This window comes from Sphingomicrobium aquimarinum, from assembly GCF_039655735.1.
Taxonomy (GTDB): domain Bacteria; phylum Pseudomonadota; class Alphaproteobacteria; order Sphingomonadales; family Sphingomonadaceae; genus Sphingomicrobium; species Sphingomicrobium aquimarinum.
Genome location: NZ_JBBYXH010000001.1, coordinates 477,436 through 503,927, shown reverse-complemented (window position 1 = coordinate 503,927; position 26,492 = coordinate 477,436). Strand labels below are relative to the sequence as shown.

Below are 26,492 nucleotides of genomic sequence, written 5' to 3'. Positions count from 1 at the left end.
GCCACGGCGCCGCGTCGACATTTTCCTGCCTTCGTGCCGGGATTTCTGACCGTGGCGCGGCGCCCTCTGGTGACGATCGTCGGCGCCTACCTACTGACGATCCTCGGTTCGCTAATGCTGGCAACGATCGTTCGTGCCGTGATGCCGAGCGGGGAAGCCCCTGATTTCTCCGAGATAGCCGCCCTCGGACCGGGCGTCGTGATCTTCAGTCTCGTGATCTTCGCGCCCGTCGTCGAAACGCTCATCATGGGCGCGGTGCTGATGATTCTGCAGCTCTTCATGCGTCCCGGCTACGCCATCGTTGTCAGTGCCGCCGGATGGGCACTCGCGCACAGCCTTCAAGCTACGGTATGGGGAATGGTCATCTGGTGGCCTTTCCTCATCTTCTCGCTCCTGTTCGTCGTGTGGCGCGAACGTTCGATCTGGCTGGCGTTTCTCATGCCGATGATCGTCCATGCCATGCAGAACAGCCTGCCCGCGCTCATGGTCGCCTTTCCCGAGACGTTCGGCGCCGCCTGATCAGCGCGGCGACGTGCGGACGATGGGCGGCGGCGTCAGTTCCTCTCCGTCTTCCGGTGCTTCTTCCGGTTCGAACCCGGCGGGCGCGAACAGATAAAGTTCCTCTTCCGCAATTTCGTCGAGCCGCTCCTGCGCGGAGCGCGCCTCTTCGGCGCCGATCCGATCGACGTCCCGCTTCATCTCGGTGCGGACCGTAATTCTATCCTCGCCCTGCGTGACGGTGCGCACGAGACGCGTGCCAGCCAGCCGCTCGTCGAAATCGGCGACGCGGACGGCGAAATCGCCCGAGGGTTCGGAAGGAAGTTTGAAGGTCTCGGTGGCTACCGTCCAGAAGGGCGCGCCGAGCATGACGTCCATGTCGCGATACGGCCCTTCCTCGCGATCGAAGTCGACATCCCATTCGGTCGAGTCGACAGCGAGCGACCAGCGATACGCATCGTCCTCGTCGTTCTCGTTATCGGCCGGGACGGTATCCGGATCCTCGCTGTCCGCGTCCTCGTCCTCGTCTTCATCGGCAGCGCGCCAACCGGCCCATGCCGCGCCGGCGTAACGGATCGTCAGCCGCCCCTGGGCATCCCGGTCGACGAGTTCGACCGTTTCGATATCGTCATTGGCGATCGAAGGGAGGATGGTCTTGAGCATCGTATCGCGTGACTCGCGCGATCCGGCTTGATCGAGAACCACGCGCATGGCCGCCGCATGCGAGCCGCTGAGTTCCATCATCGCCGTGAAGGGCACCTCGCCGGAGATGCCATCCGACCCATCCCACTCGATGGCGAGGGTCTGGGAGGGCGCCGACTGCACGGGATGCGGGATCGACACGAGCGAGGCATTCGCCACCAGCGGCAACCCGTATCCGAATTCGGCACCGCTCACGTCCGCGGGCGTCACCTGCCCGAAGCCGGTGCCATCGAGGTAATAGGTACGGCCGTTGACGTGCGCCCGCGTGATCACATGATCGAACAGCGCCAGCGAGGGGAGCGACCGGCTGAGGATCGCGCCTTCGGAGGAGCGGACCAGCAGCGCGTCGTTGCGGATCCCCATCCGCTCGAGCAGCGCCATCAGGATCGCGGTCGATGCCTTGCAGTCGGCCGCCCGGTCCCGGTATGCCTGCTCGGGCGGTGTCGGCGTGTAGGCGCCCTGTCCCAGGAGGATGGCAATATAGCGCACGTCCTCCTGCACGACCCGCAGCGCCTCCATCATCCGCGCTTCGGGCGTGGCATGCTCGGCCATGATCCGGTCGGCGAGCGCGGCAAGTTCGCCATCGGGATCGATTTTCGTCACGTCTGCATAGAAAGGCTGCATCGCCATCGCGGCGGCCGACCAGTCCGGATAGGGCGAGGCCTGGAAGAAGGCGACCGTCTCTTCGGGTGGTGCGTAGAGGGGATAGTCTTTGGTATCGGCCTCGGCGTCCTCTGCATCGCCATCGACGTCGATCTTGATCGAGCCGTCGCTGTCCAGGCGGTCGAGACGGACATCGTAGGCCGTCCCGAAGCGCGTCTTCTTGCGTTCGGGCTCGCCATACTGAGGCGTAAACCGCACGCGCAGACCGTCCTTTTCGTCGGCGACCAATCGCTGGAAGATGGCCGCAGGCACGTCCATCCCGAGCTTCACGTAAAGTTGCTCGGGAGGAAGCCCGAACAGGTCCTTCTGCATCCGGAAGCCGTAGGCGATGTGGATCTCGTCGCCGACCTGCAGGCCCGGCACGAGCACCATCACGGCCTTGGTCCCGTCGATCGTCGAGCTCGCGAGCTGCTGCTGCTGATCGACGACGCGGATGTCCGCGTCGGCCAGCCGGTCGATGACCTCATCGCCGCGGTGGATCGTGAGGGCATGAAGAAAGGCGGGGCCTCGCGCGGAAACCCACGGGAAATGGAACGCGCCGACCTGCTGCAGGCCGGATCGATTATTGGGGCGCGCGACCATCTTGAGAAAGACTTCGGTCGTGTCCGCATCCACGCGGGTCTGGGTATCGAGAAGAAACAGGTCCGCCGCGGCACCCGTGTCCTCCTCCGGACGTTCGATCGTGCGATCTATAACCCATTCGGGCGCCGACTGCCGCTGGACTTCCTGTGCGACCGCGATGGAGGCGAAGGACGTGCTGGCAGCCGCCAGCGCGAGAAAAGTACGCAAAACCATAAGAAACCCAACTCCCTTCATTCGGCGCCGCGAGCCTTGCATGCATGTCTCCCTCGCGCAACGGTTGTCACCGGAGCGGGCGCCCACCATATGATGGGGTATGACAAAACGTACGCTCCCCCTGTTGCCGCTGCGCGACATCGTCGTCTTTCCGCAGCGGATCGTTCCCCTCTTCGTCGGCCGTGAGAAATCGGTCGCGGCGCTCGAAGCCGCGATGGCCGAGGACAAGCAACTCTTTCTCGTCGCGCAACTCGATCCGGCGGAGGACGATCCCCGTCCCGACCAGCTGTACGACCTCGGCGTCGTCGCCACGGCGATGCAGCTGTTGAAGCTTCCCGACGGTACCGTGCGCGTGCTGGTCGAAGGCGCACAGCGGGCGAAGCTCCACAAGATTTCCGATGCCGAGGGCGGCCATCAGGTTGCCGAAATCGAGGTGATCGAGGCGGAGAGTGGCGACAGCCCCGAGACCTCGGCGCTGATGCGTTCGGTGCTCGACCAGTTCGAGAATTATGCCAAGCTCAACAAGAAGCTGCCCGCCGAGACGGGGATGCAGCTGGCCGAGATCGAGGATCCCAATCTTCTCGCGGACGCGGTTGCGAGCGCGCTGTCGGTTAAGGTGTCGGACAAGCAGTCGCTTCTGGGCGAACTCAACCCTGCCAAGCGCCTGGAGATGCTGTTCGCCTTCATGGAAGGCGAGTTGGGTGTCCTCCAGGTCGAGAAGAAAATCCGTAGCCGCGTCAAGCGCCAGATGGAGAAGACGCAGCGGGAATATTATCTCAACGAGCAGATGAAGGCGATCCAGCGCGAACTGGGCGACGAGGACGAGGATGGCGACGAACTCGCCGAACTGGCCGCCAAGATCCGCAAGACCCGCCTGTCGAAAGAAGCCAAGACGCGCGCCGAGGCCGAGCTCAAGAAGCTCAAGGCCATGGCGCCCATGTCGGCAGAAGCGACGGTGGCGCGCAACTATCTCGATGTCCTGCTCGCCTTGCCGTGGGGCAAGAAGAGCCGGCTCAATCGCGACATCGAGGAAGCACAGAACGTCCTCGACGAGGACCATTTCGCGCTGGAAAAAGTCAAGGAACGGATCGTCGAATATCTCGCCGTGCAGGCGCGGACGAACAAGTTGAAGGGGCCGATCCTCTGCCTCGTTGGCCCGCCCGGCGTCGGCAAGACCTCGCTGGGGCGCTCGATCGCCAAAGCGACCGGCCGCGAGTTCGTGCGCCAGTCGCTGGGCGGCGTTCGGGATGAAGCGGAAATCCGCGGCCATCGTCGAACCTATATCGGTTCGCTCCCGGGCAAGATCGTCTCCAACCTGAAGAAGGCAGGGACGAACAATCCGCTCTTCCTCCTCGACGAAATCGACAAGCTCGGTCAGGACTTCCGCGGCGACCCGGCATCGGCGCTGCTGGAAGTGCTCGATCCCGAACAGAACAACAAGTTCAACGACCATTATCTCGAGATCGATTATGATCTCTCGGACGTGATGTTCGTGACCACGGCGAACAGCCTCGACATGCCGCAGCCTTTGCTCGACCGGATGGAGATCATCCGACTGGAAGGCTATACGGAGGACGAGAAGGTCGAGATCGCCAAGCGCCATCTCATTCCCAAGCAGCTCGAGCAGCATGGGGTCGAAGAGGGCGAGCTGACCTTTGCCGACGACGGCCTGCGCGCCATGATCCGCCACTACACCCGCGAGGCGGGAGTGCGCCGTCTCGAACGGGAAATCGCGAAAGTGGTGCGCAAGGCGCTGCGCCGGATTCTCGAGAAGAAGACGGACAGCGTATGCTTCACGGCCGACAATGCCGGGGAGTTTCTCGGGGTGCGCAAGTATCGCTACGGCATCGGCGAGGAAGAGGACCAGATCGGTGCGGTGACGGGCTTGGCCTGGACCGAAGTCGGCGGCGAGCTTCTCACGATCGAAGCGGTGACGGTTCCCGGCAAGGGCCAGATCAAGACGACGGGCAAGCTCGGCGAGGTGATGCAGGAGTCCATCCAGGCTGCGATGAGCTTCGTGAAAGCGCGCTCGCCCTCTTATGGCGTGAAGCCGAGCATTTTCGGTCGCAAGGACATTCACGTCCATCTGCCCGAAGGCGCCGTTCCCAAGGACGGGCCGAGCGCAGGCATCGGAATGGTGACGGCGATGATCTCGACGCTCACCGGCATTCCCGTGCGCCGCGACGTGGCGATGACGGGCGAGGTCACCTTGCGTGGCCGCGTGCTTCCCATCGGCGGGTTGAAGGAAAAGCTGCTGGCGGCCTTGCGCGGTGGCATCACGACCGTGCTCATTCCCCACGAGAACGAGAAGGATCTGGCCGAAATCCCCGACACCATCCTCGCGGCGCTCGAGATCATTCCGGTCAGGCATGTCGATGAAGTGCTCGCGCGGGCGCTGACCGGCGAAATGACCGCGATCGAATGGTCCGATGCCGATGAACTGTCGACCGAGCCGATCGTCCCGCCGGGCGCCGATGGCGACGAGGCCGCGATCCGACATTAGCGCGCTCTTGGGGCGGAATTGTCCCAGAAAGGGCAATTTTTCGGACGAGTGCCTTTGACTCCGCGGGTGCGAGACGGTCTAACGGGACCACGGATTAACGAGCGCGCGCCGAGTCTCCGGCCTGCCGGGGGTCGCGCGGCGCTCAACAAGAAAGGCGATGCGCATGAACAAGCAAGAGCTGATTGGTGAGATTGCGGACCGGGCGGGCCTCAGCCGTAGCGATGCGAGCCGTGCCGTCGAGACCATGCTCGAGGTGATCACGTCGACGCTCAAGCGCGGCGACGAAGTCCGTCTCGTCGGCTTCGGCAACTTCTCGGTGACCGAGCGCAAGGCCTCGACGGGCCGCAATCCGCGGACGGGCGAGCCGATGGAAATCAAGGCCAGCCAGCAGCCCAAATTCCGCCCGGGCAAGGTTCTCAAGGACGCCGTCCAGAAGAACTGATTGCCGCCCGCGTACTTGCGAGGCTGGACAGCGCTGGCGCGCTCGCCTACAGGCGCGCTTCCGCGCAGACGGTCATGGGCGCGTAGCTCAGTGGTAGAGCACACCCTTCACACGGGTGGGGTCGCAAGTTCAATCCTTGCCGCGCCCACCATGACCGACAAAAAAAGGGCCCGACAGCCATGGTGCTGGGGCCCTTTTTTCATTGAGATCGGGAAGCGTCAGTTGAGGTAGGTTTCCTCGAAATCCGCGACGCGGCGAAGTTCGTGGGTCTCCTCGAAGAAGACGCGCCGTCCTTCGCGCCGGATGAGGCCCTGGCGTTCGAGCTGTGCGAACATGCGATTGACGTTGACCGAGGTCTGGCCGGTCATGTCCGCGATCTCCTGCTGCGTGAACGGATTGATCATGCCGATCCGCTCGGGCTCGGCCTTCGTCCGGCGCGCGATCTCCAGCAACAGATGCGCCACGCGCGACAGGCTGTCGCGACGACCACAGCTCAGAAGCCATTCGTAATTGATCGAATTCTCGCGCTGCGCCATCCGCAGGAAAAAGCGAGCGATCTCGGGGTGCACCGCGATGACCGGCTCGAGGTCCTCGGCTTTGCCGACCATGACGCGCGTCGGGGTGATGGCCTGCAAACCGACGTTGGAGCTACTCTCGGAAGGCAGAATTCCTTCGCCCGCGAAACGCAAGGCGACGATCTGTCGGCGACCCGAGGTGTCGGTCTTGAATTTTGTCAGGATGCCCGACCGGACGAACATGATTTCATCACGAGGCGATCCCGCGGTGCGGAAGGGCCGCTTGGGGTCGAGGTCGATAATCTGGTGGGGAATGCCCGTGAGGGCGGCTGCCGCGGCGGAGCTGAGTCCCGCGGCGGTCAGGATGTCGTGAAGATCGGTATCTTCACGCCGTACACTTCTCATGAAAAAAACTCCTCGCCGAAACCCTCTCCCTGTCTAGGGTCGGCAACCTATTTAATTTAAAGCACTTATTTGGATCGCTTCGCTTTCGAAACTAGAATACGTATGCCGATCCGCGCTGCCAGAGACAACCCGTTGCCGTAACGGTTTGTCGCATCGCGAACACTTCGCAGCGGCTTGCCAATCGTGCGCGCCACCCCTAAAGGGGCCGCGCACGCTCCGACGAGGGCGTATGGCGATCGTAGCTCAGCTGGTTAGAGCACCGGTTTGTGGTACCGGATGTCGCGGGTTCAAGTCCCGTCGATCGCCCCATTTTTCACGGCATCGAGAGAGGCGAAGCCGCCATGAGCACCGTATTGGGGAACCCTAATTTCGACGACCATGAGGTCGTGCACTTCGTGACCGATCGCGCCAGCGGACTGCGCGCGATCATCGCGCTTCATTCGACCGCGCTCGGCCCGGCCGCCGGCGGCACCCGCTTCTGGCATTATGCCGACGATATGGCGGGGGTCAGCGACGTGCTGCGTCTGTCGCGCGGGATGAGCTACAAGAATGCGATGGCGGGCCTCCCGCTGGGGGGCGGCAAGGCCGTGATCCTTGCCGACGATGCGCGGACGAAGACACCCGCGATGCTCGCTGCCTTCGGTCGCGCGGTCGATCGACTCGGCGGCACCTATGTAACCGCCGAGGACGTCGGCATCACGGTCGCGGACATGATCGCGGTGTCGGGCGAAACCCGGCACGTTGCCGGGCTCCCCGTCGACGATGAAGCTTCGGTCGGCGGAGACCCCGGTCCCCATACCGCGCGCGGCGTCTATCTCGGAATCAGGGCGGCGGTTCGTCGTCAACTCGGGAAAGACGATCTCGATGGCGTCCACATTGCGCTTCAGGGTGCGGGCAGCGTTGCCGGGCACCTCGCGCGCTATCTTGCCGATGATGGCGCCAGGCTTTCGATCGCCGATGTGAACCGCGAACGGGTGGAGGCGGTCGCCGCCGCCACGGGCGCGCAGATCGTCGATCCGGCGAACATCCTTTCTCTCGATGCGGATGTCGTGAGCCCTTGTGCACTGGGAGCGATTCTCGACGAGGCCAGCATCGCTGCCTTGAAGGCGCCGATCGTTGCGGGCGCAGCCAACAACCAGCTCGCAACGCCCGAGGACGGGCAGCGCCTGCACGCGCGCGACAGTCTCTATGCTCCCGATTACGTCATCAATGCGGGCGGGATCATCAACGTGTCGACCGAATATCTGGGCGACGGCGGCATGGACCTCGTCAACCAGCGCATCGACGCCATCCCGGGCCGTCTCGACCAGATCTGGAACGAGAGCGCGGAAACGGGTCGCGATCCGGCGAGCGTTGCCGATGCGATGGCCGCGCGGCTGATCGGCAGGGGCTGAACGACCATCTGGCCCGCGAGGGGAAGCGCGGCTAAGAGGCTGGACCAACACCATGCATCGCTTCGCCAACCCCGCCCGCTTTCTCAAAATCGCGCGACCCGCCACAAGCTGGACCTTGTGGCCCGGCCTCGCGCTCGTTGTCGCGGGCCTGGTCGCCGGACTCTTCTTCGTGCCGGCCGATTATCTCCAGGGCGATAGTTTCCGAATCATCTACGTCCATGTGCCCGCCGCCTGGCTGGGGATGGCGGGCTGGAGCGCGATCGCCGTCTCGAGCATCGCGGTTCTCGTCTGGCGCCACCCCTTGGCGGCCGTCGCGGCGCGTGCGGTCGCTCCGGTCGGCGCGCTCTATGCCGGGCTCTGCCTCGTGACCGGGTCGATCTGGGGACGTCCCACCTGGGGAACCTGGTGGGAGTGGGACGGCCGTCTCACCAGCATGCTCGTGCTTTTTTTCCTCTACCTCGCCTATATCGCGCTGTCCGATGCCGAACATGCCAAGGGCGAAGGCGAGGGACGCATTGCAGCGATCTTCGGCTTGGTCGGAGCGGTAAACCTACCGATTATCCATTTCAGCGTGATCTGGTGGAATACGCTTCACCAAGGCCGCTCGATCAGTCTTGTCGAAGGCAAGTCGTCGATCGACGGGTCGATGCTGTGGCCGTTGTTGCTCAGCGCGATCGGTTTCACGCTGCTGTTCGTCGCGATCACCTTGATGCGCATGCGCGCGGAGTTGGCGCGCACGAAGGTCGAGCAGCGCCTGCGCCGTCGCGGGGAGCGTGTATCGTGAATCCCTGGCCCTTCGTCATCGCAGCCTACGCCATCACCATCATCGCGACTCTTCTGCTTCTTGCGTCTTCGTTCCGCGCGATGACGCGAGCGGAAAGACAGGCCGGCGAGACGCGCCGATGAGCAGGATCGCGCCCAAACGGCAGCGGCTGGTGCTCGTGATTGCGGCCATCGTCGCGATCGGCGGTGCGGCACTGCTGGCCCTGTGGGGGCTACAGAGCCGGGCCGCGTATTTCGTGACGCCCAGCGATATCGCCGCGGGAGAGGTCGAAACCGGCGTTCCGCTGCGTCTGGGCGGCATGGTCGAGGAAGGGTCGATCGCGCGTATAGACGATCGCAACACCGTCCGTTTTGTCCTCGCCGATGGCACCGCCCGCGCGCCGGTAACCTTTCGCGGGATTACGCCGGATCTGTTCGTAGAGGGCTCGGGCGCGGTCGCGGAGGGCGAGCTGCTCCCCGACGGGACGTTCGCGGCGACCCGAATCCTCGCCAAGCATGACGAGAATTACATGCCGCCCGAGCTTGCCGACGAGGCCGAGGAGCATGAGGCGGCCGAAACGCTGGACGCGTCGTGACGGCAGAAGTCGGCCACGCCGCCCTCTGGCTCGCGCTCGCGACGGCGGTATTTCAGTTCGGGCTCGGGGTGGCGGGACATCGCGGCGCGCCGGAACAGGGGGTCATGCGGGCATTATCGATCGTCCAGGCGGTGCTCTGCTCTCTCGCGTTCATCTGCCTGCTGCGCGTCTTTGCGATGACCGACCTTTCCGTCGCGCTGGTCGCGAGCAACAGTCACAGCGCCAAGCCCGACTTCTACAAGCTCGCCGCCGCATGGGGAAATCACGAAGGCTCGATGCTGTTGTGGGTGCTGCTGCTGACGCTGTTCGGTGCGCTGATGGCGCTGTTCGCCCGGCGGCTCGAGCCGAGGACGCTCAACGCCACGCTGATGACCCAAGCCGCGCTGGCGGTGGGCTTTCTCGCTTTTCTCCTGCTGACGTCCAATCCCTTCGAGCGTCTGTTACCGCCCGCGCTGGAGGGCAGGGGGCTCAACCCTCTCCTGCAGGACCCCGGCCTCGTCTACCATCCGCCGCTTCTCTACGTGGGCTATGTCGGCCTCTCCATCACCTTCAGCCTGGCGGTCGGCGCCATGCTTACCGATCGGGTGGACCGGACGCTCGCCGACGCGATGCGGCCGTGGGTCCTGTTGAGCTGGATGTTCCTGACCGCCGGCATTCTCGGGGGTAGCTACTGGGCCTATTACGAGCTCGGATGGGGTGGCTACTGGTTCTGGGATCCGGTCGAGAATGCCTCGCTCATGCCGTGGCTTGCAGCCACCGCGCTCCTGCATTCCGTAGCAGTGCTGGCGGCGCGCGAAGCGTTGCGCGCCTGGACCATGATGCTGGCGCTGCTCGGCTTTGCCATGTCGATGCTCGGCACCTTCCTCGTCCGATCGGGGCTGCTGACGTCGGTTCACGCCTTCGCGGTCGATCCCGAGCGCGGCACCTTCATCCTCATCCTGATGGCGCTGTACGTCGGCGCGGCCTTCGCGCTCTACGGATGGAAGATCGCGAGCGTCCGCGAAGGCGAACCTTTCGCCTATGTCAGCCGCGAGGGCGCGCTCGTGGCCAACAACATTCTCCTGTCGGTCGTTCTGGCCTTGGTGCTGTTCGGCACCTTCTACCCCTTGCTCGCCGAGGCTTTCGGGGCATCGATCTCGGTGGGTCCGCCCTATTTCAACCTCGTCACCGGCCCCCTCGCGCTGGCCTTGCTCGCGCTTCTATTCGTCGGTCCCGGATTAAGCTGGCGACGGCAAAAGAGGACGATTTCACCGGTCGTCCGGTGGGCGGTTGTATTCGCGATCGCCGTACTCGTCGCCCCGATCGTCCTCGGCGTGTCGATGAGCTTTCTCGAGCGCTTCGGTCTGGCGCTCGGTTCGGGACTCGTCATCGCCAGCCTCGCGCCTCTGGTCGGGCGGCGCCTCCTGCGAACGCCGGCGTCCGTCTGGGCGATGGTCGTCGCCCATCTGGGCGTTGCGTTGCTTACGATCGGCATCGCCAGCGAGAGTGCTTTCACGAGCGAGCGCCTCGCCATCATGGAGATCGGTGATCGTACTCAGGTGGGGCCGTGGACGGCGGAATTGCGCGACGTACGCCCTGTGGCGGGCCCCAACTGGAGCGCGGTCGAAGCGCGACTGGTCGTGACCCGCGGCGGCGGCGCCTCGGAACTCCTCCCGCAACAACGACTCTTCAACGCGCCTCCGACCTTGACCAGCGAAAGTGCGCTGCGCACCGAGTGGGACGGCCAGTTGTACGCGACCGTGGGCAATGGCAGCCTTGGCGAGGGGTGGCAGGTGCGACTGTGGTGGAAGCCGTTCGTCACCCTCATCTGGCTGGGCGGCGCGCTGATCGCGCTTGGGGGCATGATCTCGCTCGCAGGCCGGGGCCTCAGTAGCGCGCGCAAGGCGCTTGCCGCGCGGGACACGGAGCCGAGCGGCTATCGGAAGGCGCGATCATGGTAAAGCGCCTCGCGCCCCTGTTGCTCGTCGTCGCGCTGTTCGGCTTCTTCGCGTGGCGCCTCGCCGCACCTGCCGGAGAACCGTCCATCAGTAGCCAGCTGGTCGGACGACAGGCCCCCGACCTCGCTTTGGAGGCCGTCCTCGACGACAAATCATCGATCACGAGTTTCGCGACCGGCGAGCCACGGCTCGTCAACCTGTTCGGCAGCTGGTGCGTCCCCTGTATCGGCGAGGCACCGCAGCTTGAGCGACTGGCCGCATCGGGAATCGCGATCGACGGCATTGCGGTGCGCGACGAACCGGCTGCCGTCGCGGAGTTTCTCGTCGACCATGGCGATCCGTTCGAGCGCATCGGCGGCGACCCCGAGAGCGAGGCGAGTTTCGCGTTCGGTGCGACAGGTGTTCCGGAAACCTTCCTTCTCGACGGCTCGGGTGTCATCCGAGCGCATTGGCAGGGCCCGATCGAGGCCGACGATGTCGCGTCGATCATCGAGAAAGTCGAGGCGCTCCGGTGATGTTCCTCCCGCTTCTGCTTGCTGCGGCAACCCCCGATTATGCCTATGCGCAACTTCAGGACCCCGCGCTCGAACGTGAGGCGGTGAGCCTCATGGAGGAATTGCGCTGCCTGACCTGTGAGGGCCAGTCGATCGCCGAGAGCGAAGCCGATATGGCGGGGGACATGCGCGCCCTCGTGCGTGCGCGCCTCGCGGCGGGCGACAGCCCCGCCGAAATCCGTGGCTGGCTGATCGATCGCTACGGCAATGTCGTCAGCTATCGTCCGGTGACCGACGACCCGGTCGCATGGCCGCTCTTCGCTGCGCCGGTTCTCCTGCTGCTGTTGGCGGGGTGGATGGTTCGGCGCCGCTTCAAAGGCTCGGAGCAATGACGGTCTATCTCCCCGTGGCGATGATGATCGTGGTCTCGACCGCTTTCTTGTGGTGGCGGGGCGCTCGCGGTCCGGTTTTGACGCTGGGAATCGCAGCGATGCTCTTCGGCGGGGCAGGGTACGCCTTGATGGGGCGTCCGGGGCTCGATGCCAAACCGGTCGCCGCGCGCCCCGACCCGGCACCGCCGATGGTGCTGAAGGGAGCCCGCGAGGCATTCTACGGCCGGTTCAACCGTGTCGAGCAATGGGGCATTCTCGCCGACAGTTTCACCGCTCGCGGCAAAACGGGCGATGCCGCCAAACTTTACGCGAGCGCACTGCGCGAGCATCCGCGCAACTTTGCCCTCTGGTCGCTCTACGGCATGGCGCTCGCCGATCACTCTGGAACGCTGACCCCCGCCTCCAGGCTCGCCTTCGAGCGCGCGGTCGAGCTGGGACAGGACGCGCCGGGGCCGCGCTTCTTCCGGGCGCTCGCGCAGGTGCGCGCGGGCGAGGGCGAGGACGCCCTGCCCGAACTGGTGGCACTCGCCGCGTCCAACCCTGAGCAAACTCCACGACGCCGCTTGATCGACGGCGCCCTGGAGATCGCGAGAATGCAGGTTCAGGCTTCGACGGGGTCGTAAGGCAGGGCCAGCGCGGTGGCGACCGCCTTGTGCCGGATCTTGCCGCCCGACACATTCAATCCGTTCGCGAGATGCGGGTCGTAGGCCATGGCATCTTTCGCGCCGCGATTGGCGAGGCGGATGACATGCGGAAGGGTCGCGTTGTTGAGCGCAAACGTGCTCGTCCGCGCGACGGCGCCCGGCATGTTTGCAACGCAATAGTGGATGACGCCGTCGACCTCGTAGACGGGATCATCGTGGGTCGTGGCTTTCGAGGTTTCGAAACAGCCGCCCTGGTCGATCGCGATATCGACCATCACCGCGCCGCGCTTCATGGTCGAAAGCATTTCGCGCGTAATGAGCTTGGGGGCCGCATCGCCCGGCACCAGGACCGCGCCGATGACGAGATGCGCCTTGGCGATTTCCCGCTGGATCGCCTCGATGGTCGAATATTGGGTCTTGATGGTCGAGCCGAAATGAAGGTCGAGGTCGGCCATCTTCTCGTTGGACACGTCGAAGATCGTGACGTCGGCGCGCTGGCCGGTCGCCATCATCGCCGCATTGATGCCCGCAACGCCGCCGCCGAGGATGACGACGCGGCCGGGATTGACGCCCGGCACGCCGCCGAGGAGCACGCCGCGACCACCCTGTTCTTTTTCGAGATAGTGCGCGCCTACCTGCACAGACATACGGCCCGCGACCTCGCTCATGGGTGCGAGCAGCGGCAAGCCGCCCTTCGGTCCCGTCACGGTTTCGTAAGCGATACAGGTCGCGCCCGAGTCCATCAGGCCGTGCGTCTGCGGCATGTCGGCAGCCAGGTGAAGGTAGGTGAAGAGCGTATGACGCTCTTCGAGCAATGCGATCTCACTCGCCTGAGGCTCCTTCACCTTGACGATCATATCGGCCTTTTCGAACACCGTCTTGGCGTCGGCCACGATGGTCGCGCCGACGCGTTCGTAATCGGAATTGGAGAAGTCGATGCCCATTCCGGCATCGCTCTCGATGAAGACCTCATGCCCGAACGAGGTCAGTTCGCGCACGGAGGTCGGCGTAAGGCCGACCCTATATTCGTGGTTCTTGATTTCCTTGGGGACGCCGATGCGCATGAAACTCTCTCCTGAATGATGCTTCGCGCGGCGCTATAACGGGGCGAGAGGCGATTGTCCCCCTCGATTGCTGCACCAAATTTGCGGTGCTAATGACGCCGCACTCGAAAGGCTGGGAGCCGCGACCGCATATGGACGACACGCACGGGGGGCACGCTCCTTCCGGATCGACGACCAAACTGGCCGCTGGAGCGGTCGGCATCGTCTTCGGCGATATCGGCACTTCGCCGATCTACGCCTTCCGCGAGACCTTTGCGGGTCATCACACCCTCACGCCCGATGCCCTGCACATCTACGGCGTTCTCAGCCTCATCTTCTGGTCGATGATGATCATCGTGACGATCAAATATGTCGCGATCATCACGCGCGCGGACAATCATGGAGAGGGCGGCAGTCTTGCCCTGCTGGCGCTGTTCACGCGCAAGGGCGGCGGCCTGTCCTGGTCGCGCGGGGTGATCCTTCTCGGGGTCTTCGCGACGGCGCTGTTCTACGGCGATAGCATGATCACGCCGGCGATCTCGGTGCTTTCCGCAGTCGAAGGTCTGACCACAGTGAGTGCGGGATTCTCCCCATTCGTGCTGCCGACCGCGATCGTCATTCTTCTGGGCCTGTTCGCGGTGCAGCGCCGCGGGACCGCGGGGATCGCCAAGTTCTTCGCTCCGGTCATGATCTTCTATTTCATCGTCCTCGCCATCCTCGGACTGATGCATATCGGCGACCATCCCGCCGTACTGTGGGAGATGCTCAATCCTTGGAATGCGGGTCGCTTCTTCGCGCTGGAACCGACACGCGCGCTGTTCGCGCTGGGCTCGGTCGTGCTGGCGGTTACCGGTGCCGAAGCGCTCTACGCCGACATGGGGCATTTCGGCCGCGGACCGATCAAGATCGCCTGGACGCGCTTCGTGATGCCCGCGTTGTTGCTCAACTATTTGGGGCAGGGGGCCCTCATCCTGTCGGCTCCGACGCTCAGCCAATCCGAAACCCTTGTGGCCAATCCCTTCTTCCTCATGGCGCCGGACATGCTGCGCCTGCCGCTGGTGCTGATGGTGACGGTCGCGACCGTTATCGCCAGCCAGGCGGTGATCACGGGTGCCTTCTCGGTGACGCAGCAGGCGGTGCAGCTCGGCTTCATTCCGCGCCTCCGCATTCTTCACACGAGCGAGGATGCCGCGGGCCAAATCTATATCCCCGCGATCAACTGGGCGCTGATGATCGCGGTCATCGTTCTGGTGCTGACCTTCCGCTCATCGAGCAACCTTGCAGCGGCGTACGGGATCGCGGTCACCGGTGCGATGCTGATCGACACCGTGCTGATCGCGGTCGTCCTGCTCTACCTCTGGAAGTGGCGCAAGCGCTATGTGCTGCCGTTGCTCGCCCTCTTCTTCACCGTCGATATCCTCTATTTCGGCGCCAACCTCCTCAAGGTCCCCGAAGGGGGGTGGGTGCCGCTGCTGATCGGCGCGGTCGCCTTCACCTTGCTCACGACTTGGGCACGCGGGCGCAAGTTGCTGCGCGAACGCCTCGACCGCGAGGTGATGAGCGTCGACATGTTCCTCAAGTCGATCGGCAAGAGCGTTGCGCGCGTGCCCGGCACCGCCATCTTCCTGACGACCTCCACCGAAGGCGTCCCTTCCTCGCTGCTTCACAACCTGAAACACAACAAGGTGCTTCACGACCGGACCGTGCTGCTCACGGTCAAGATCGCCGACACGCCGCAGGTCGACCCCGCAAAGCGCGCCGAAACCACTGCGTTCGACCGCAACTTCTATCGCTGCGTCCTGCACTACGGCTTCATGGAAGACATCGACCTTCCCGAAGCGCTCCAGCATGTCAAAGGCGTCGGGGGGCCGTGCCGACAGATGGAAACCAGCTATTTCCTCGGACGGCAGACTCTGCTGCCATCGAAGGCTTCGGACATGGCGGGGTGGCGCGAGAAGCTGTTCGCGTGGATGCTGCGCAATTCGGAGAGCGCGATGACCTATTTCAAGCTCCCGCCGAACCGCGTGGTCGAGTTGGGAAGCCAGGTGCGGATCGGATGAGCGGCGCGCTGATCGTCACCGCCGCCATCGGCAAGCGCGACCTCGCATGGCTGGATGCGGAGCGACAGGAACATTTCCCCCCCGAACGCAACGTCCTGACCGCGCACCTCACGATGTTTCATGCCCTACCGCCGAGTTGCGAGGATGAAGCGGCGCGGTTTCTCTCCGAGCTCGCCCGCGACCATATGGCACCGCGGGCGGAAATTCCGGAAGTCATGTCGCTGGGAAGGGGCGTCGCCTATCGCGTTCGCTCCGAGGAGTTCCAGCGCCTTCGCGGCATGATCGCGGACAGGTTCGAGGGGCTGCTGAGCGCGCAGGACGCAGGCGGATGGCGACCGCATGTCACCATCCAGAACAAGGTCAAGCCCGGCACTGCCAAGGTGCTGCTGGCAAAGAAACGCGACACATTCGAACCCCGCGATCTCGACATCGTGGGGCTGACACTCAATCGCTATTTGGGCGGGCCCTGGGAAGAGATCGGGACCTGGCGTTTCCGCGGGAAGGCCCGCGTCAGCTGATCTGGCCCACGCCGTCGCAATCGAGATCGAACGAGGCCATCCCGCTTTCGAGCATCGAGGCAAGCATCGGCGTTTCCATCAGGGCTTCGGGAATATCGCTTTCCTCGGCTGCCGCCTCGAGAGCCTCGTCCCAATCATTGGGGTCGTAGTCGCCCCGTCCCACAAGCACGAACGCCATCAGTTCGGCCTGCTGGTCGTCGGCAAGGTCCTCGATGATGCCCATCAATTCTTCCTCCACACTGGTGTTGATGTCGTCGTCGAGCACCGAATAGGCCTCGTCCTCGTCATCACCGTCGACATTGTCGGGATCTTCGTCGGCATCGTAATTGGTGGCGACCTGCGCCTCGTTCTCGCGGGCGCGGATGATGATGCGGCAGAGCGTGTCGAGCGGGGTTGCGGGTTCCATATGCGATGACTTTCTTTGATCGATTTCGGCATGGCAACGACACGGATCGACCCGCGGTTCCGCGGTTTTCGACGGAGCGATTGACGCGCCCGCACGGCGCTTCTATAGGCTCGCAACCGCATCGCACCGAGGCTGCTGCCACGGTCGCGATAGCCCTTGGAATTGGGGCGGAGTAGCTCAGCTGGTTAGAGCAGCGGAATCATAATCCGCGTGTCGGGGGTTCAAGTCCCTCCTCCGCTACCATCTATCGTCGCTTCAGCTTGGAACGCAGACGACTAAATGTGCCACTGTCTAGTCTCAAAACATCACGATCCCAAAGCTCCCCTTGGCGAAGCGCGTAGATGCCTTCGATGTCAGTCCAACCATCGCTGCGCTCATAACGCACAAGCCAGACGGTAGGACCGATCAGCTCGTCTTGGGGTATGAAATCTTCCAGGTTGATCAACTGTGCAGACAGACGGCATTGGAACATGTAACCGTCGTTCCCCTCGAGAACCTCGCCCTGATATGCCACCGGCTCGCCACGCGATTGGGGAGGCTGCACCCCGCTTTTCGGAGGCGGGAATGTCCGGCTCATACCGTCAAGCTTCCGAAGTAAGCGAGCATCCGGCCGCAGCCCCTCGGACTTATTCGCACCAGAACGCGTCTTCCGTCCTGTGGATCGACCTGACGTGTAGCTAAATCAGCTGCGACCAAGCGAGATATCTGTCGAATAGAAGTGGTGCCTGGCACGTTAGCGGCGGCAGCCAATGAGGCCATGGTAGCTCGGACCTGTTTCAGCTCCGCATCGAAGAGCTCCAAGAGCATGTCCCAGCACGGCTCACCGAAAAGTCCTTCGTCGAAATAATCGCGCCTCTGTTGACGGTGGCGACGCGCAGTTTGCACCCGGGCATCGATTTCACGGCGAATCCGAGCGTCAATCACAGAGGGGTCGTGCAATACTCGTCGCAAATCGGCGAGCAACTCGTCGACCTCCGACGCGCTGCTAGGCTCTATCGAACCTTCGATGACCCGGAAGTCTCGATATTTGGACAAGGCTCGACCCCTCACAAGGCGGCAAGCGCCACCGAAAAATCCGAGCATCACGACAATGAACGATATCCGTTTTGGATCAATACGATAGACCCAAAACGGTGCTATTAATCGCGTTAATTAAATTAAGGGGTGGCGAGCGCCAGAATTTGGTCTCTGTCGTTCCATAAGTGTTTAGCGATGTGAGGTTCGACGATTCGTCGCCGAGAAAGTATTGGTCTCAGCCATATTTGCTTTTTGTGCCTTCGGAGTCGGACTACCTTACTTTTGAGAGAAACACGGAGGGAATACGCGGCTGGATAATGGCGCGAAACTAGGCCGATCATGCGGAACCATAATCCGCGTTTCGGGGGTTCAAGTCCCTCCTTCCGCTACCATTCATCCCACCCATCGACATGTGCATGCGAGGCGCGGCGCGATCAGGCGCTTTGCATCAGGACCGTCCGGCCGACCAGTTCGTCCTCGGTCGCCGCGCGGGCGAGCACGGCGGCGACATCTCCGCGATGCGCCTTTGCGGACGGATCGACGTCCTCGCCCAGCACGACGTCGCGCGAACCTTCGTCGTCCGTCAGAGCGACCGGGCGCAGGATGACATGATCGATGGCGGCTGCCTTGAGATGCTCGTCGGCATCGTGCTTGGCCTGTAGATAGCAGGCGAGATCGGACTGCGGGTCCGGGTCGTCGGCGCCCACCGAACTGAGCATGACGAAGCGGCTCGCCTGCGAAGCCTGTGCGCGATCGATCAGTGCGATCGCGCCCTTGCGATCGACCTTGTCGGTCATTTCATCGTCCGTATCCCCGCCCGAACCGGCGGCGAAGATCACGACGTCCGCGCCGTCACAGACGTCGTCGGGAAGATTCGTCAGATCAGCCGTTCGCAATTCCGCATCGGACGGCAGTCCGTCGAGATCGGACGATTTCCGGTGAAGCGCGATGACGCGGTGGCCGTCATTGGAAAGCTGGTTGGCGAGGCGCTTGCCGGTATTGCCGGTCGCGCCGGCGATGAGAATGTTCATGACGATGTCCTGCAGGGGTTTGAGCGATCGCTCGGACCGCAGTCCCCACGTGAATGTCCGGGTGAGGGCGATGGTTGCCGCCCCTTTAGCGAACCTGTTCGTCGTTCTCGTTCACGTAGCGCCGCTTCCAGGGCAGGACACCTTCGATTTCCGTCTCGAGGCTGAAGGACAGGAAGGTCCGGATCAGGACCACGATCGCCAGAAGCCCGACGCTCTCCAGGGTTAGCGGCGAGGTGATCGTATAGATGATGTCGCCAGCAATCAGGAATTCGAGCCCGAGCAAAATCCCGCGGCCGAGGTTAGCGCGGTAATTTTCGAAAGCCTCGCGCCGCGCGCTCTTGTCGCGGATTCGCAGCAGGAACATCGCGGTCGAAGCGATCAACCCGACGACGATAATCCCGACCCCGCAGGCTTCGATGATCCCGGCAATGGTTCGCATCAGGTCGTGCATTCGGACTCTCCAGCTTCGGCCTCGGTCGGCTCGTCAGTGCTCGAGGGAGGATCTGCGTTCCCAAAGGGCCCGCCACAAACGAGAAACGCCCGGGCAGTGGAGGTGCCCGGGCGTCCTTGCGTGACGATTGCTCGTCAGCCCCCAATGACCGGCAACGAAGAGCGAGTTCGTCTCCGGACAGGCTTTGGGCTAGGCTCATAGCGACACTTTTGTCACCCCCTTCGGCGCGGATCGCTGCGCTTTCTTGATTTCTGTGGCGTTGCCGCAACGCTTCGGCACGGACATTGTCAGCACGCCTTGCGCCCTCTAGAGGGGGCGCGACCTCCTTGCATGAAAGACCGACCCCGTGCGCCTGTCCCGATCCTTCCTTCCCGTCCTCAAGGAGAGCCCCTCCAACGCCGAAATCGTCAGCCACAAGCTGATGCTGCAGGCGGGCCTCGTGCGTCAGACGTCGAGTGGCATCTATGCCTGGCTGCCGCTCGGCCTTCGCGTCCTTCGCAAGATCGAGCAGATCGTGCGCGAGGAACAGGACCGGATCGGGCAGGAAATGCTGATGCCGACGATCCAGTCGGCCGACCTGTGGCAGCAATCGGGCCGCTACGACGCCTACGGACCCGAGATGCTGCGCATCACCGACCGCCACGACCGCGAGATGCTCTACGGGCCGACCAACGAGGAAATGCTCACCGCCATTTTCCGCGATTATGCCAAGAGCTACCGCGACCTGCCGGCGATGCTCTATCATATCCAGTGGAAGTTCCGCGACGAAGTGCGCCCCCGCTTCGGCGTGATGCGTGGGCGGGAATTCCTGATGAAGGACGCCTACAGCTTCGATCTCGACGAGGCCGCGGGGCGCAAGAGCTACCTCAAGCAGTTGATCGCCTACACGCGCACTTTCGACCGGATGGGACTGAAGGCGATTCCGATGCGTGCCGACACCGGCCCCATCGGCGGCAAGCTCAGTCACGAATTCATCGTCCTCGCCGAAACGGGGGAGAGCGAGGTCTTCTATCATAAGGTCTGGGACGAGCAGCCGTTGATCGAGGCGACCGAGTTCGACACCGACGACGGCGATGCGCTCGACGATTTCTACGCGCGAATGATCGAGCATCCCGATCGCTATGCCGCGACCGACGAGATGCGCGACGAGGAGCGCGAGGCGGCCCACGGCGATGCCATCCAGGCGAGCCGCGGGATCGAAGTCGGCCACATCTTCTTCTTCGGCGACAAATATTCCAAGGCGATGGACCTCAAGGTTTCGGGCCCCGACGGCAACATGCTCAACCCGCTGATGGGCAGCTATGGCGTCGGTGTCTCGCGTCTCGTCGGCGCGATCATCGAGGCGAGCCATGACGAGAATGGCATCGTCTGGCCGGAAGCCGTCGCACCGTGGCGTGTCGGCATCGTCACCATGCGCGCCGATGACGAGGACTCTGTTACTGCCGCCGAGAGCATCTACGATGCGCTGAACGCCGCAGGCGTCGACACGCTCTACGACGACCGCGACGAGCGCGGCGGCGTGAAATTGGGCGGCATGGACCTGATGGGGCTGCCCTGGCAGATCATCATCGGGCCGCGCGGCCTCAAGGACGGCGTCGTCGAGGTCAACAAGCGCGGGACCGGCGAGAAGCAATCATTGTCCGTTCAGGACGCCATCGCCAAGTTCGCCTCATGATCCTTGCACCCCACGAGCGAATGATCGCTCGGCGTTACCTCCTTCCCCACAAGGGCGAAGGCTTCATCTTCGTCGTCGCAGGCTTTTCGGTCGTTGCCGTGGCGTTGGGCGTTTTCGCGCTCATCAGCGTGATGAGCGTCATGAACGGTTTCCGTGCCGATTTGTTCGACCGGATCGTGGGCTTGAACGGTCATGCGATCGTCAACGGTTTCAACGGGCGTCTATCGAACTGGGAGGAAGTCTCGGACGAGGCGATCAAACTCCCAGGCGTCGTGGACGCGACGCCCCTCATCGAACAGCCGCTGATGGCGTCTGCCAACGGGCGGGTGGAGGGGGTGCTGCTCCGCGGCAACCGCATGGAGGACATTCGCTCCAACCCGCTCATCACCGAGAATATCATCGCCGGTAACCTCGCCGAACTGCGTCCGGGTAGCGACAATGTCGCGATCGGCGCGCGGCTTGCGAGCGCGCTGGGGGCCTATCCGGGATCGGAGATCCAGCTCATCAGTCCCGAGGGGCGGACGACGCCGGTCGGCACCGTCCCACGCATCGTCACCTACCGCGTGGCGGCGATCTTCGAGGTCGGCGTCTACGATTACGACAAGGCGTTCGTGATGATGCCGATGGAGGACGCGCAGACGCTGCTCATGCTCGGTGACGATGTCGCGATGGTCGAGATCGAAGTCGACAATCCCGATCGCGTGCGCGAGATCGTCGCGCCCCTCGATTCCCTGATCGCGGGCAACGGTGTGCTCGTCGACTGGCGTCAGATGAATTCGGCCCTGTTCGAGGCGCTCGAGGTCGAGCGGGTCGTGATGTTCGTGGTCGTCTCGATCATCATCCTAGTGGCGGCCTTCAATATCGCTTCCTCGCTCATCATGCTGGTGCGTGCCAAGCGCCGCGATATCGCCATTCTGCGCACGATGGGTGCGAGCAAGAAAGGCATGACGCGCGTGTTCATGACGGTCGGGCTGTTGATCGGGCTGGTGGGCATCGGGCTTGGCATCATCCTTGCCACGCTATTCCTGCTGTTCCGTCAGCAAGTCGTGGACTTCATTCAGTTCCTGACCGGACAGGATCTATGGGATCCGAGCGTCCGCTTCCTCTCGAACCTGCCGGCAAAGACCGATCCGGTGGAAGTGGCCGCGATCATCGTCACGACCCTGGTCCTGATCTTCCTCGCGACGCTGTTCCCCGCGCGCAAGGCGGCGCAGACCGATCCCGTCGAGGTATTGCGTTATGAGTGAGCCGGTTCTCCAGACGCGCGACCTGAAGCGCTCCTTCACGCAGGGTCACGTCACCATCGACGTTCTGCGCGGCGTCGATCTGACCATCCAGCCGGGCGAGATCGTCGGTCTGCTGGGGCCGTCCGGCTCGGGCAAGTCGACGCTTTTGCAGGCGGTGGGATTGCTCGAGGGCGGGTTCGACGGATCGATCCGCATCGCGGGCACCGAGGCTTCGCGCCTCAATGCCGAGGATCGCACCGACATGCGCCGTGACACGCTGGGGTTCGTCTACCAGTTCCACCATTTGCTTCCCGACTTCGACGCGATGGAGAATGTGGTGCTGCCGCAGCTCATCCACGGCATGGACCGCGAGGGCGCGGAATTCCGCGCGCGCGACCTGCTGACACGCCTGGGGCTGGGGGAACGGCTCGACCATCGCCCGTCCAAACTGTCGGGCGGCGAACAGCAGCGCGTGGCGGTGGCGCGTGCGCTCGCCAACCGGCCGCCGCTGGTACTTGCGGACGAACCCACGGGCAATCTCGACGAAGCGACCAGCGAACGGGTGTTCGCCGCCTTCCTCGAACTCGTTCGCGCCGAGGGTTCGGCGGCGCTGGTCGCGACGCATAACGAGGATCTCGCCGCGCGGATGGACCGGGTGGTGCGCCTCCACGACGGCAAGCTCGGACCGGGTCTCAGTTTCGCCTAAGTGGTTCCAAAATCTGTGGATAAGTCGGTTGGCGTCGCGCCCCCCGCGGGCCATAGTCGCGTAATGACCTACGTTCCCCTGCGCATTTTCTCGAGCTTCACCATGCTGGAGGGAGCGATCGAGCCCAAGGCGATCGCCTCGCGCGCGAAGGATCTTGGCTTTCCCGCCGCGGGCCTGTGTGATCGCAACGGCCTTTACGCGGCGATGGGTTTCTCCAAGGCGGCCTTTGCCGAGGGCGTCCAGCCGATCATCGGCACATTGCTCGCGGTCAAACGTCCCGAAGACATGGGCGACGGCAAGGCGATCGACTGGTTGCCGCTCTACGCGCAGGACGAGGCCGGGTACGACAATCTCTGCCGTCTCGTCTCCGCCGCTCACCTCGACCGTCCCGTCGAGCAGGATGCGCATGTGACGCTCGAGCAGTTGGCGGCGCGCACCGAAGGGCTGATCGCTTTGTCGGGGGGCGGCGAGGGTGCGCTCGCGCGGCTTTATGCCGACGGGCAGGACGACAAGGCCGAGGCGATGGCGACCCGGCTGGCGTCGATGTTCGAGGACCGTTTCTACATCGAGATTTCGCGGCGCGGCCATCCCGTCGAGGATGCGGCCGAAGCGCGGCTGATCGCACTCGCCGATGCCAAGGACTGGCCGCTCGTCGCCACCAATCCCGCGCACTATTCGACGCCCGACTTCCACGCTGCGCATGACGCCATGCTCTGCATCGCGAGCTCGAGCCAGGTCGACAACCCCGACCGCACGACCAGTTCGCCCGAAGCCTGGCTGAAGGGAAAAAGCGAAATCGAGGGCCTCTTCGACGACCTCCCCGATGCGGTCGCCAACAGCGGGGTCATCGCCCAGCGCTGCGCGATCGCCGCGCCCGACCGCCGCCCGATCTTGCCGACCATGTCGGACGACGAGGACGAAGCGCTCAGAAAGGCGGCGCATGCGGGTCTCGAGGCCCGCATCGCCGGCAAGGCCGAGGCCGAAAAGACGCCTTATCGCGAGCGCCTCGACTTCGAGCTCGAGATCATCGCGAACATGGGCTTCTCGGGCTACTTCCTGATCGTCGCCGACTTCATCCAGTGGGCCAAGGACAATGACATTCCGGTGGGGCCGGGCCGCGGGTCGGGCGCGGGCAGTGCAGTGGCGTGGGCGCTGACGATCACCGACCTCGACCCATTAGAACTCAAACTGCTCTTCGAACGCTTCCTCAATCCCGAGCGCGTATCGATGCCCGACTTCGACATCGATTTCTGCGAAACCAAGCGCGACCGCGTGATCCGCTACGTCCAGGAGAAATACGGGCGCGACAAGGTCGCCCAGATCATCACCTTCGGGCGATTGAAGGCGCGCGCGGTGCTCAAGGACACCGGACGCGTTCTGCAGATGAGCTATGGACATGTCGACCGGCTCGCCAAGCTGGTCCCCAACCATCCGACCGACCCGTGGGATCTGAAGCGCGCCTTGAACGGCGTGAGCGAACTGGCCGCGGAGGTGAAATCGGACGCGGACGTGAAGCGCCTGTTCGACCTGGCGACCAAGCTCGAAGGCCTGCCGCGGCACAGCTCGACCCACGCCGCCGGCGTCGTCATCGGCGACCGACCGCTCGACCGCCTCGTCCCGCTCTACCGCGACCCGCGCTCGGACATGCCGGTGACGCAATTCGACATGAAGCATGTCGAGCAGGCCGGGCTCGTCAAGTTCGACTTCCTCGGATTGAAGACGCTGTCGGTGCTCAAGGAAGGCGCGCGCCTGTGCGCCAAGAAGGGCGTCACGATCGACTATGCCGCCCTCGCGTGGGACGATCCCGAGGTCTACAAATTGCTCCAGCGCGGCGACACGGTCGGCGTCTTCCAGCTGGAATCGGAAGGGATGCGGCGCACGCTGGCGGCCGTTCGCCCGACCAATTTCGGCGACATCATCGCGCTCGTCTCGCTCTATCGCCCGGGCCCGATGGACAACATCCCACTGTTCGGCGACCGCAAGAACGGGCGCAAGGAAATCGCCTATCCGCACCCCATGCTCGAGGAGGTGCTGAGCGAGACCTACGGCATCTTCGTCTATCAGGAACAGGTGATGCAGGCCGCGCAGGTGCTCGCGGGCTACAGCCTCGGCGAGGCCGACCTTCTGCGCCGCGCGATGGGCAAGAAGATCCAGGCCGAGATGGACAAGCAACGCGCGCGTTTTGTCGAGGGGGCCGCCAGGAACGACATCGACGCCGCCAAGGCCAACGAACTCTTCGACTTGATCGACAAGTTCGCGGGCTATGGCTTCAACAAGTCGCACGCTGCTGCCTATGCGCTGGTCGCCTATCACACCGCGTGGCTCAAGGTGCACCACCCGGCGGAATTCTATGCCGCTTCGATGAGCTACGACATCAATCTCACCGAAAAGTTGGCGCTCTTCGTGGACGATGCACGGCGCTCGGGCATCGAGGTGCTCGCACCGACGATCAACGAGGCGATGGCCGAGTTCGACGTGCAGGACGGCCCCGATGGCAAGCTGGCGGTTCGCTACGCGCTGGGTGCGCTCAAGGGCGTTGGCGAAAAGGCCATGGAGCAATTGACACAGGAGCGCGACGCCAACGGAAAATTCGCAAGTCTGGAGGATTTTGCGGGACGCATCGATCCGCGGCTCCTCAACCGCCGCCAGTTGGAAGCGCTGGCGGGCGCGGGCGCGTTCGACGCCTTCAACGACAATCGCGCCGAAGTGCATGCCGGGGCCGAGACGATCCTGCGCCATGCCCAGTCCGCAGCGTCGGATCGGATGAGCGGGCAGGCGACCTTGTTCGGCGGTGAGGCAGAGCCGGACATGGCGGCGATCCGCTTGCCGCAGGCCGAATGGAATCTCGCCGAGCGGATGGGGGCCGAGCGCGACGCCTTCGGCTTCTATTTCTCTTCGCACCCGGTCGAGGCGCAGGCGCATCTGGTCGCCGCGCACAAGGTCAGGCGCCATGCCGAATTGGGTCAACTCAACGTCCAGCCGGGTTCGCGCGCGGCTGCGAAAATGGCGGGACTGGTCGAAGAGGCACGCTGGCGCACGTCGGCCCGCGGCAACCGCTACATGATGGCTACGCTGTCCGACCCGTCGGGTCAGTTCACCGCCATGTGTTTCGACGATGAAGCCTCGGCGGCGATCGAGGAGGCCGCCAAATCGGGCGAGGCCGGACTGATCGCGGCCGAACTCGATCGGCGCGAAGGGGAAGAAGACGTCCGCGTGACCGTCCGCAGCTTTACGCCCTTCTCGTCGCTCGCCAGCAACCAGCGCCTTCGCCTCGACGTGACGATCGAGGACGGCGCCGCGCTCACCACGCTGCGCGACGCGTTGGAGGAGGGCGGGCGCGGAACCGTCGTCGTCGCGGTTCCCGTCGGCGATGGCCGAACCGCCGAAATCATGTTGGGACGGACCTTTTCGCTCGACGCCGATTGCGCGGACCGCCTGTCCAGGCTCCTCGGCGACAACAATGTCGCCCTATCGACCGACGAGCCGCAGCGACCGCAACTCGTATATTCGGCAGCCGGTTAGACTTCGGGAACGCTGTCCGGCGTCAGGGGCGGGGTTTCCGCGGGGGCCTCGAGCGGGGGCGTCTCGCTGGGGGCAGGATCGACCGGATCGGGCAT

The 26,492-nt window shown here is 63.9% G+C and carries 23 protein-coding genes and 4 tRNA genes; 20 read left to right on the top strand and 7 right to left on the bottom strand.

Annotated features, from left to right (window positions below; genetic code table 11):
- Positions 1-51: 51 nt before the first annotated feature.
- Positions 52-519 (top strand): CPBP family glutamic-type intramembrane protease, encoded by a 468-nt coding sequence (locus WJS89_RS02595; RefSeq protein ID WP_346339366.1) that lies wholly within the window; start codon positions 52-54, stop codon positions 517-519.
- On the opposite strand, the gene WJS89_RS02590 is transcribed toward WJS89_RS02595, so the two are convergent.
- Entirely contained in the window at positions 520-2,658 is a 2,139-nt protein-coding gene (locus WJS89_RS02590; protein WP_346339365.1) for a DUF3857 domain-containing protein, read from the bottom strand.
- 100 nt (positions 2,659-2,758) lie between these two features.
- Between WJS89_RS02590 and lon the strand changes: the two genes are divergently transcribed.
- From lon to WJS89_RS02575, 3 genes are all read left to right on the top strand, one after another.
- Complete coding sequence (lon, locus tag WJS89_RS02585) at positions 2,759-5,161, top strand: endopeptidase La (RefSeq protein WP_346339364.1); 2,403 nt, start codon at positions 2,759-2,761, stop codon at positions 5,159-5,161.
- 163 nt (positions 5,162-5,324) lie between these two features.
- Positions 5,325-5,603: an HU family DNA-binding protein gene (locus WJS89_RS02580; protein WP_346339363.1), complete on the top strand. Its 279-nt coding sequence runs from the start codon at positions 5,325-5,327 to the stop codon at positions 5,601-5,603.
- A gap of 76 nt (positions 5,604-5,679) precedes the next feature.
- Positions 5,680-5,754 (top strand) — tRNA-Val (locus tag WJS89_RS02575).
- A 67-nt stretch (positions 5,755-5,821) separates the two neighbouring features.
- On the opposite strand, the gene WJS89_RS02570 is transcribed toward WJS89_RS02575, so the two are convergent.
- Positions 5,822-6,523, bottom strand: a complete 702-nt coding sequence (locus tag WJS89_RS02570) for a Crp/Fnr family transcriptional regulator (RefSeq protein WP_346339362.1) — start codon at positions 6,521-6,523, stop codon at positions 5,822-5,824.
- A 232-nt stretch (positions 6,524-6,755) separates the two neighbouring features.
- Here WJS89_RS02570 and WJS89_RS02565 point away from each other — a divergent pair.
- The 8 genes from WJS89_RS02565 (at position 6,756) to WJS89_RS02530 (ending at position 12,721) form a co-directional block, all read left to right on the top strand.
- Positions 6,756-6,832, top strand: a tRNA-His gene (locus WJS89_RS02565).
- Positions 6,833-6,864: 32 nt separating this feature from the next.
- Positions 6,865-7,917 (top strand): Glu/Leu/Phe/Val family dehydrogenase, encoded by a 1,053-nt coding sequence (locus WJS89_RS02560; protein WP_346339361.1) that lies wholly within the window; start codon positions 6,865-6,867, stop codon positions 7,915-7,917.
- A gap of 52 nt (positions 7,918-7,969) precedes the next feature.
- On the top strand, positions 7,970-8,701 hold the full coding sequence (gene ccmC / locus WJS89_RS02555; RefSeq protein ID WP_346339360.1) for a heme ABC transporter permease CcmC: 732 nt from the start codon (positions 7,970-7,972) through the stop codon (positions 8,699-8,701).
- 118 nt (positions 8,702-8,819) lie between these two features.
- Positions 8,820-9,275 (top strand): cytochrome c maturation protein CcmE, encoded by a 456-nt coding sequence (ccmE, locus tag WJS89_RS02550; protein ID WP_346339359.1) that lies wholly within the window; start codon positions 8,820-8,822, stop codon positions 9,273-9,275.
- On the top strand, positions 9,272-11,215 hold the full coding sequence (locus WJS89_RS02545) for a heme lyase CcmF/NrfE family subunit (protein WP_346339358.1): 1,944 nt from the start codon (positions 9,272-9,274) through the stop codon (positions 11,213-11,215). Before ccmE ends, WJS89_RS02545 begins: the two co-directional genes overlap by 4 nt.
- Positions 11,209-11,727, top strand: a complete 519-nt coding sequence (locus tag WJS89_RS02540; RefSeq protein WP_346339357.1) for a redoxin domain-containing protein — start codon at positions 11,209-11,211, stop codon at positions 11,725-11,727. The genes WJS89_RS02545 and WJS89_RS02540 overlap by 7 nt, the downstream gene beginning before the upstream one ends.
- Complete coding sequence (locus WJS89_RS02535) at positions 11,727-12,098, top strand: cytochrome c-type biogenesis protein (RefSeq protein ID WP_346339356.1); 372 nt, start codon at positions 11,727-11,729, stop codon at positions 12,096-12,098. Before WJS89_RS02540 ends, WJS89_RS02535 begins: the two co-directional genes overlap by 1 nt.
- Positions 12,095-12,721 carry a tetratricopeptide repeat protein gene (locus WJS89_RS02530; RefSeq protein WP_346339355.1) on the top strand — a complete coding sequence of 209 codons (627 nt, stop codon included), beginning with the start codon at positions 12,095-12,097 and terminating at the stop codon, positions 12,719-12,721. The genes WJS89_RS02535 and WJS89_RS02530 overlap by 4 nt, the downstream gene beginning before the upstream one ends.
- On the opposite strand, the gene ald is transcribed toward WJS89_RS02530, so the two are convergent.
- Positions 12,700-13,806, bottom strand: coding sequence for an alanine dehydrogenase (gene ald, locus WJS89_RS02525; protein ID WP_346339354.1), 1,107 nt, complete (start codon positions 13,804-13,806; stop codon positions 12,700-12,702). The two genes, WJS89_RS02530 and ald, sit on opposite strands and share 22 nt — an antisense overlap.
- A gap of 92 nt (positions 13,807-13,898) precedes the next feature.
- On the opposite strand from ald, the gene WJS89_RS02520 reads away from it, so the two are divergent.
- Positions 13,899-15,845 (top strand): potassium transporter Kup, encoded by a 1,947-nt coding sequence (locus tag WJS89_RS02520; protein ID WP_431993538.1) that lies wholly within the window; start codon positions 13,899-13,901, stop codon positions 15,843-15,845.
- Positions 15,842-16,363, top strand: a complete 522-nt coding sequence (locus WJS89_RS02515; protein ID WP_346339353.1) for a 2'-5' RNA ligase family protein — start codon at positions 15,842-15,844, stop codon at positions 16,361-16,363. Before WJS89_RS02520 ends, WJS89_RS02515 begins: the two co-directional genes overlap by 4 nt.
- Here WJS89_RS02515 and WJS89_RS02510 read toward each other — a convergent pair.
- Positions 16,356-16,769 carry a DUF3775 domain-containing protein gene (locus WJS89_RS02510; protein ID WP_346339352.1) on the bottom strand — a complete coding sequence of 138 codons (414 nt, stop codon included), beginning with the start codon at positions 16,767-16,769 and terminating at the stop codon, positions 16,356-16,358. The two genes, WJS89_RS02515 and WJS89_RS02510, sit on opposite strands and share 8 nt — an antisense overlap.
- Before the next feature lie 166 nt (positions 16,770-16,935).
- On the opposite strand from WJS89_RS02510, the gene WJS89_RS02505 reads away from it, so the two are divergent.
- Positions 16,936-17,012: transfer RNA gene (locus WJS89_RS02505), tRNA-Met, on the top strand.
- Position 17,013: 1 nt separating this feature from the next.
- Here WJS89_RS02505 and WJS89_RS02500 read toward each other — a convergent pair.
- On the bottom strand, positions 17,014-17,346 hold the full coding sequence (locus WJS89_RS02500) for a hypothetical protein (RefSeq protein ID WP_346339351.1): 333 nt from the start codon (positions 17,344-17,346) through the stop codon (positions 17,014-17,016).
- A gap of 761 nt (positions 17,347-18,107) precedes the next feature.
- Between WJS89_RS02500 and WJS89_RS02495 the strand changes: the two genes are divergently transcribed.
- Positions 18,108-18,178, top strand: a tRNA-Leu gene (locus tag WJS89_RS02495).
- A 42-nt stretch (positions 18,179-18,220) separates the two neighbouring features.
- Here WJS89_RS02495 and WJS89_RS02490 read toward each other — a convergent pair.
- Positions 18,221-18,817, bottom strand: coding sequence for an SDR family oxidoreductase (locus WJS89_RS02490; protein WP_346339350.1), 597 nt, complete (start codon positions 18,815-18,817; stop codon positions 18,221-18,223).
- Between the two features lie 85 nt (positions 18,818-18,902).
- Complete coding sequence (locus WJS89_RS02485; RefSeq protein WP_346339349.1) at positions 18,903-19,268, bottom strand: DUF1622 domain-containing protein; 366 nt, start codon at positions 19,266-19,268, stop codon at positions 18,903-18,905.
- Between the two features lie 346 nt (positions 19,269-19,614).
- Between WJS89_RS02485 and proS the strand changes: the two genes are divergently transcribed.
- The 4 genes from proS (at position 19,615) to dnaE (ending at position 26,397) form a co-directional block, all read left to right on the top strand.
- On the top strand, positions 19,615-20,943 hold the full coding sequence (gene proS / locus WJS89_RS02480; RefSeq protein WP_346339348.1) for a proline--tRNA ligase: 1,329 nt from the start codon (positions 19,615-19,617) through the stop codon (positions 20,941-20,943).
- The gene (locus WJS89_RS02475; protein ID WP_346339347.1) at positions 20,940-22,190 is read left to right on the top strand and encodes a lipoprotein-releasing ABC transporter permease subunit; all 1,251 of its coding nucleotides are present in this window, start codon (positions 20,940-20,942) and stop codon (positions 22,188-22,190) included. The genes proS and WJS89_RS02475 overlap by 4 nt, the downstream gene beginning before the upstream one ends.
- The gene (locus tag WJS89_RS02470) at positions 22,183-22,875 is read left to right on the top strand and encodes an ABC transporter ATP-binding protein (RefSeq protein WP_346339346.1); all 693 of its coding nucleotides are present in this window, start codon (positions 22,183-22,185) and stop codon (positions 22,873-22,875) included. The genes WJS89_RS02475 and WJS89_RS02470 overlap by 8 nt, the downstream gene beginning before the upstream one ends.
- 63 nt (positions 22,876-22,938) lie before the next feature.
- Positions 22,939-26,397, top strand: a complete 3,459-nt coding sequence (gene dnaE / locus WJS89_RS02465; protein ID WP_346339345.1) for a DNA polymerase III subunit alpha — start codon at positions 22,939-22,941, stop codon at positions 26,395-26,397.
- The last annotated feature ends 95 nt before the right edge of the window (positions 26,398-26,492 follow it).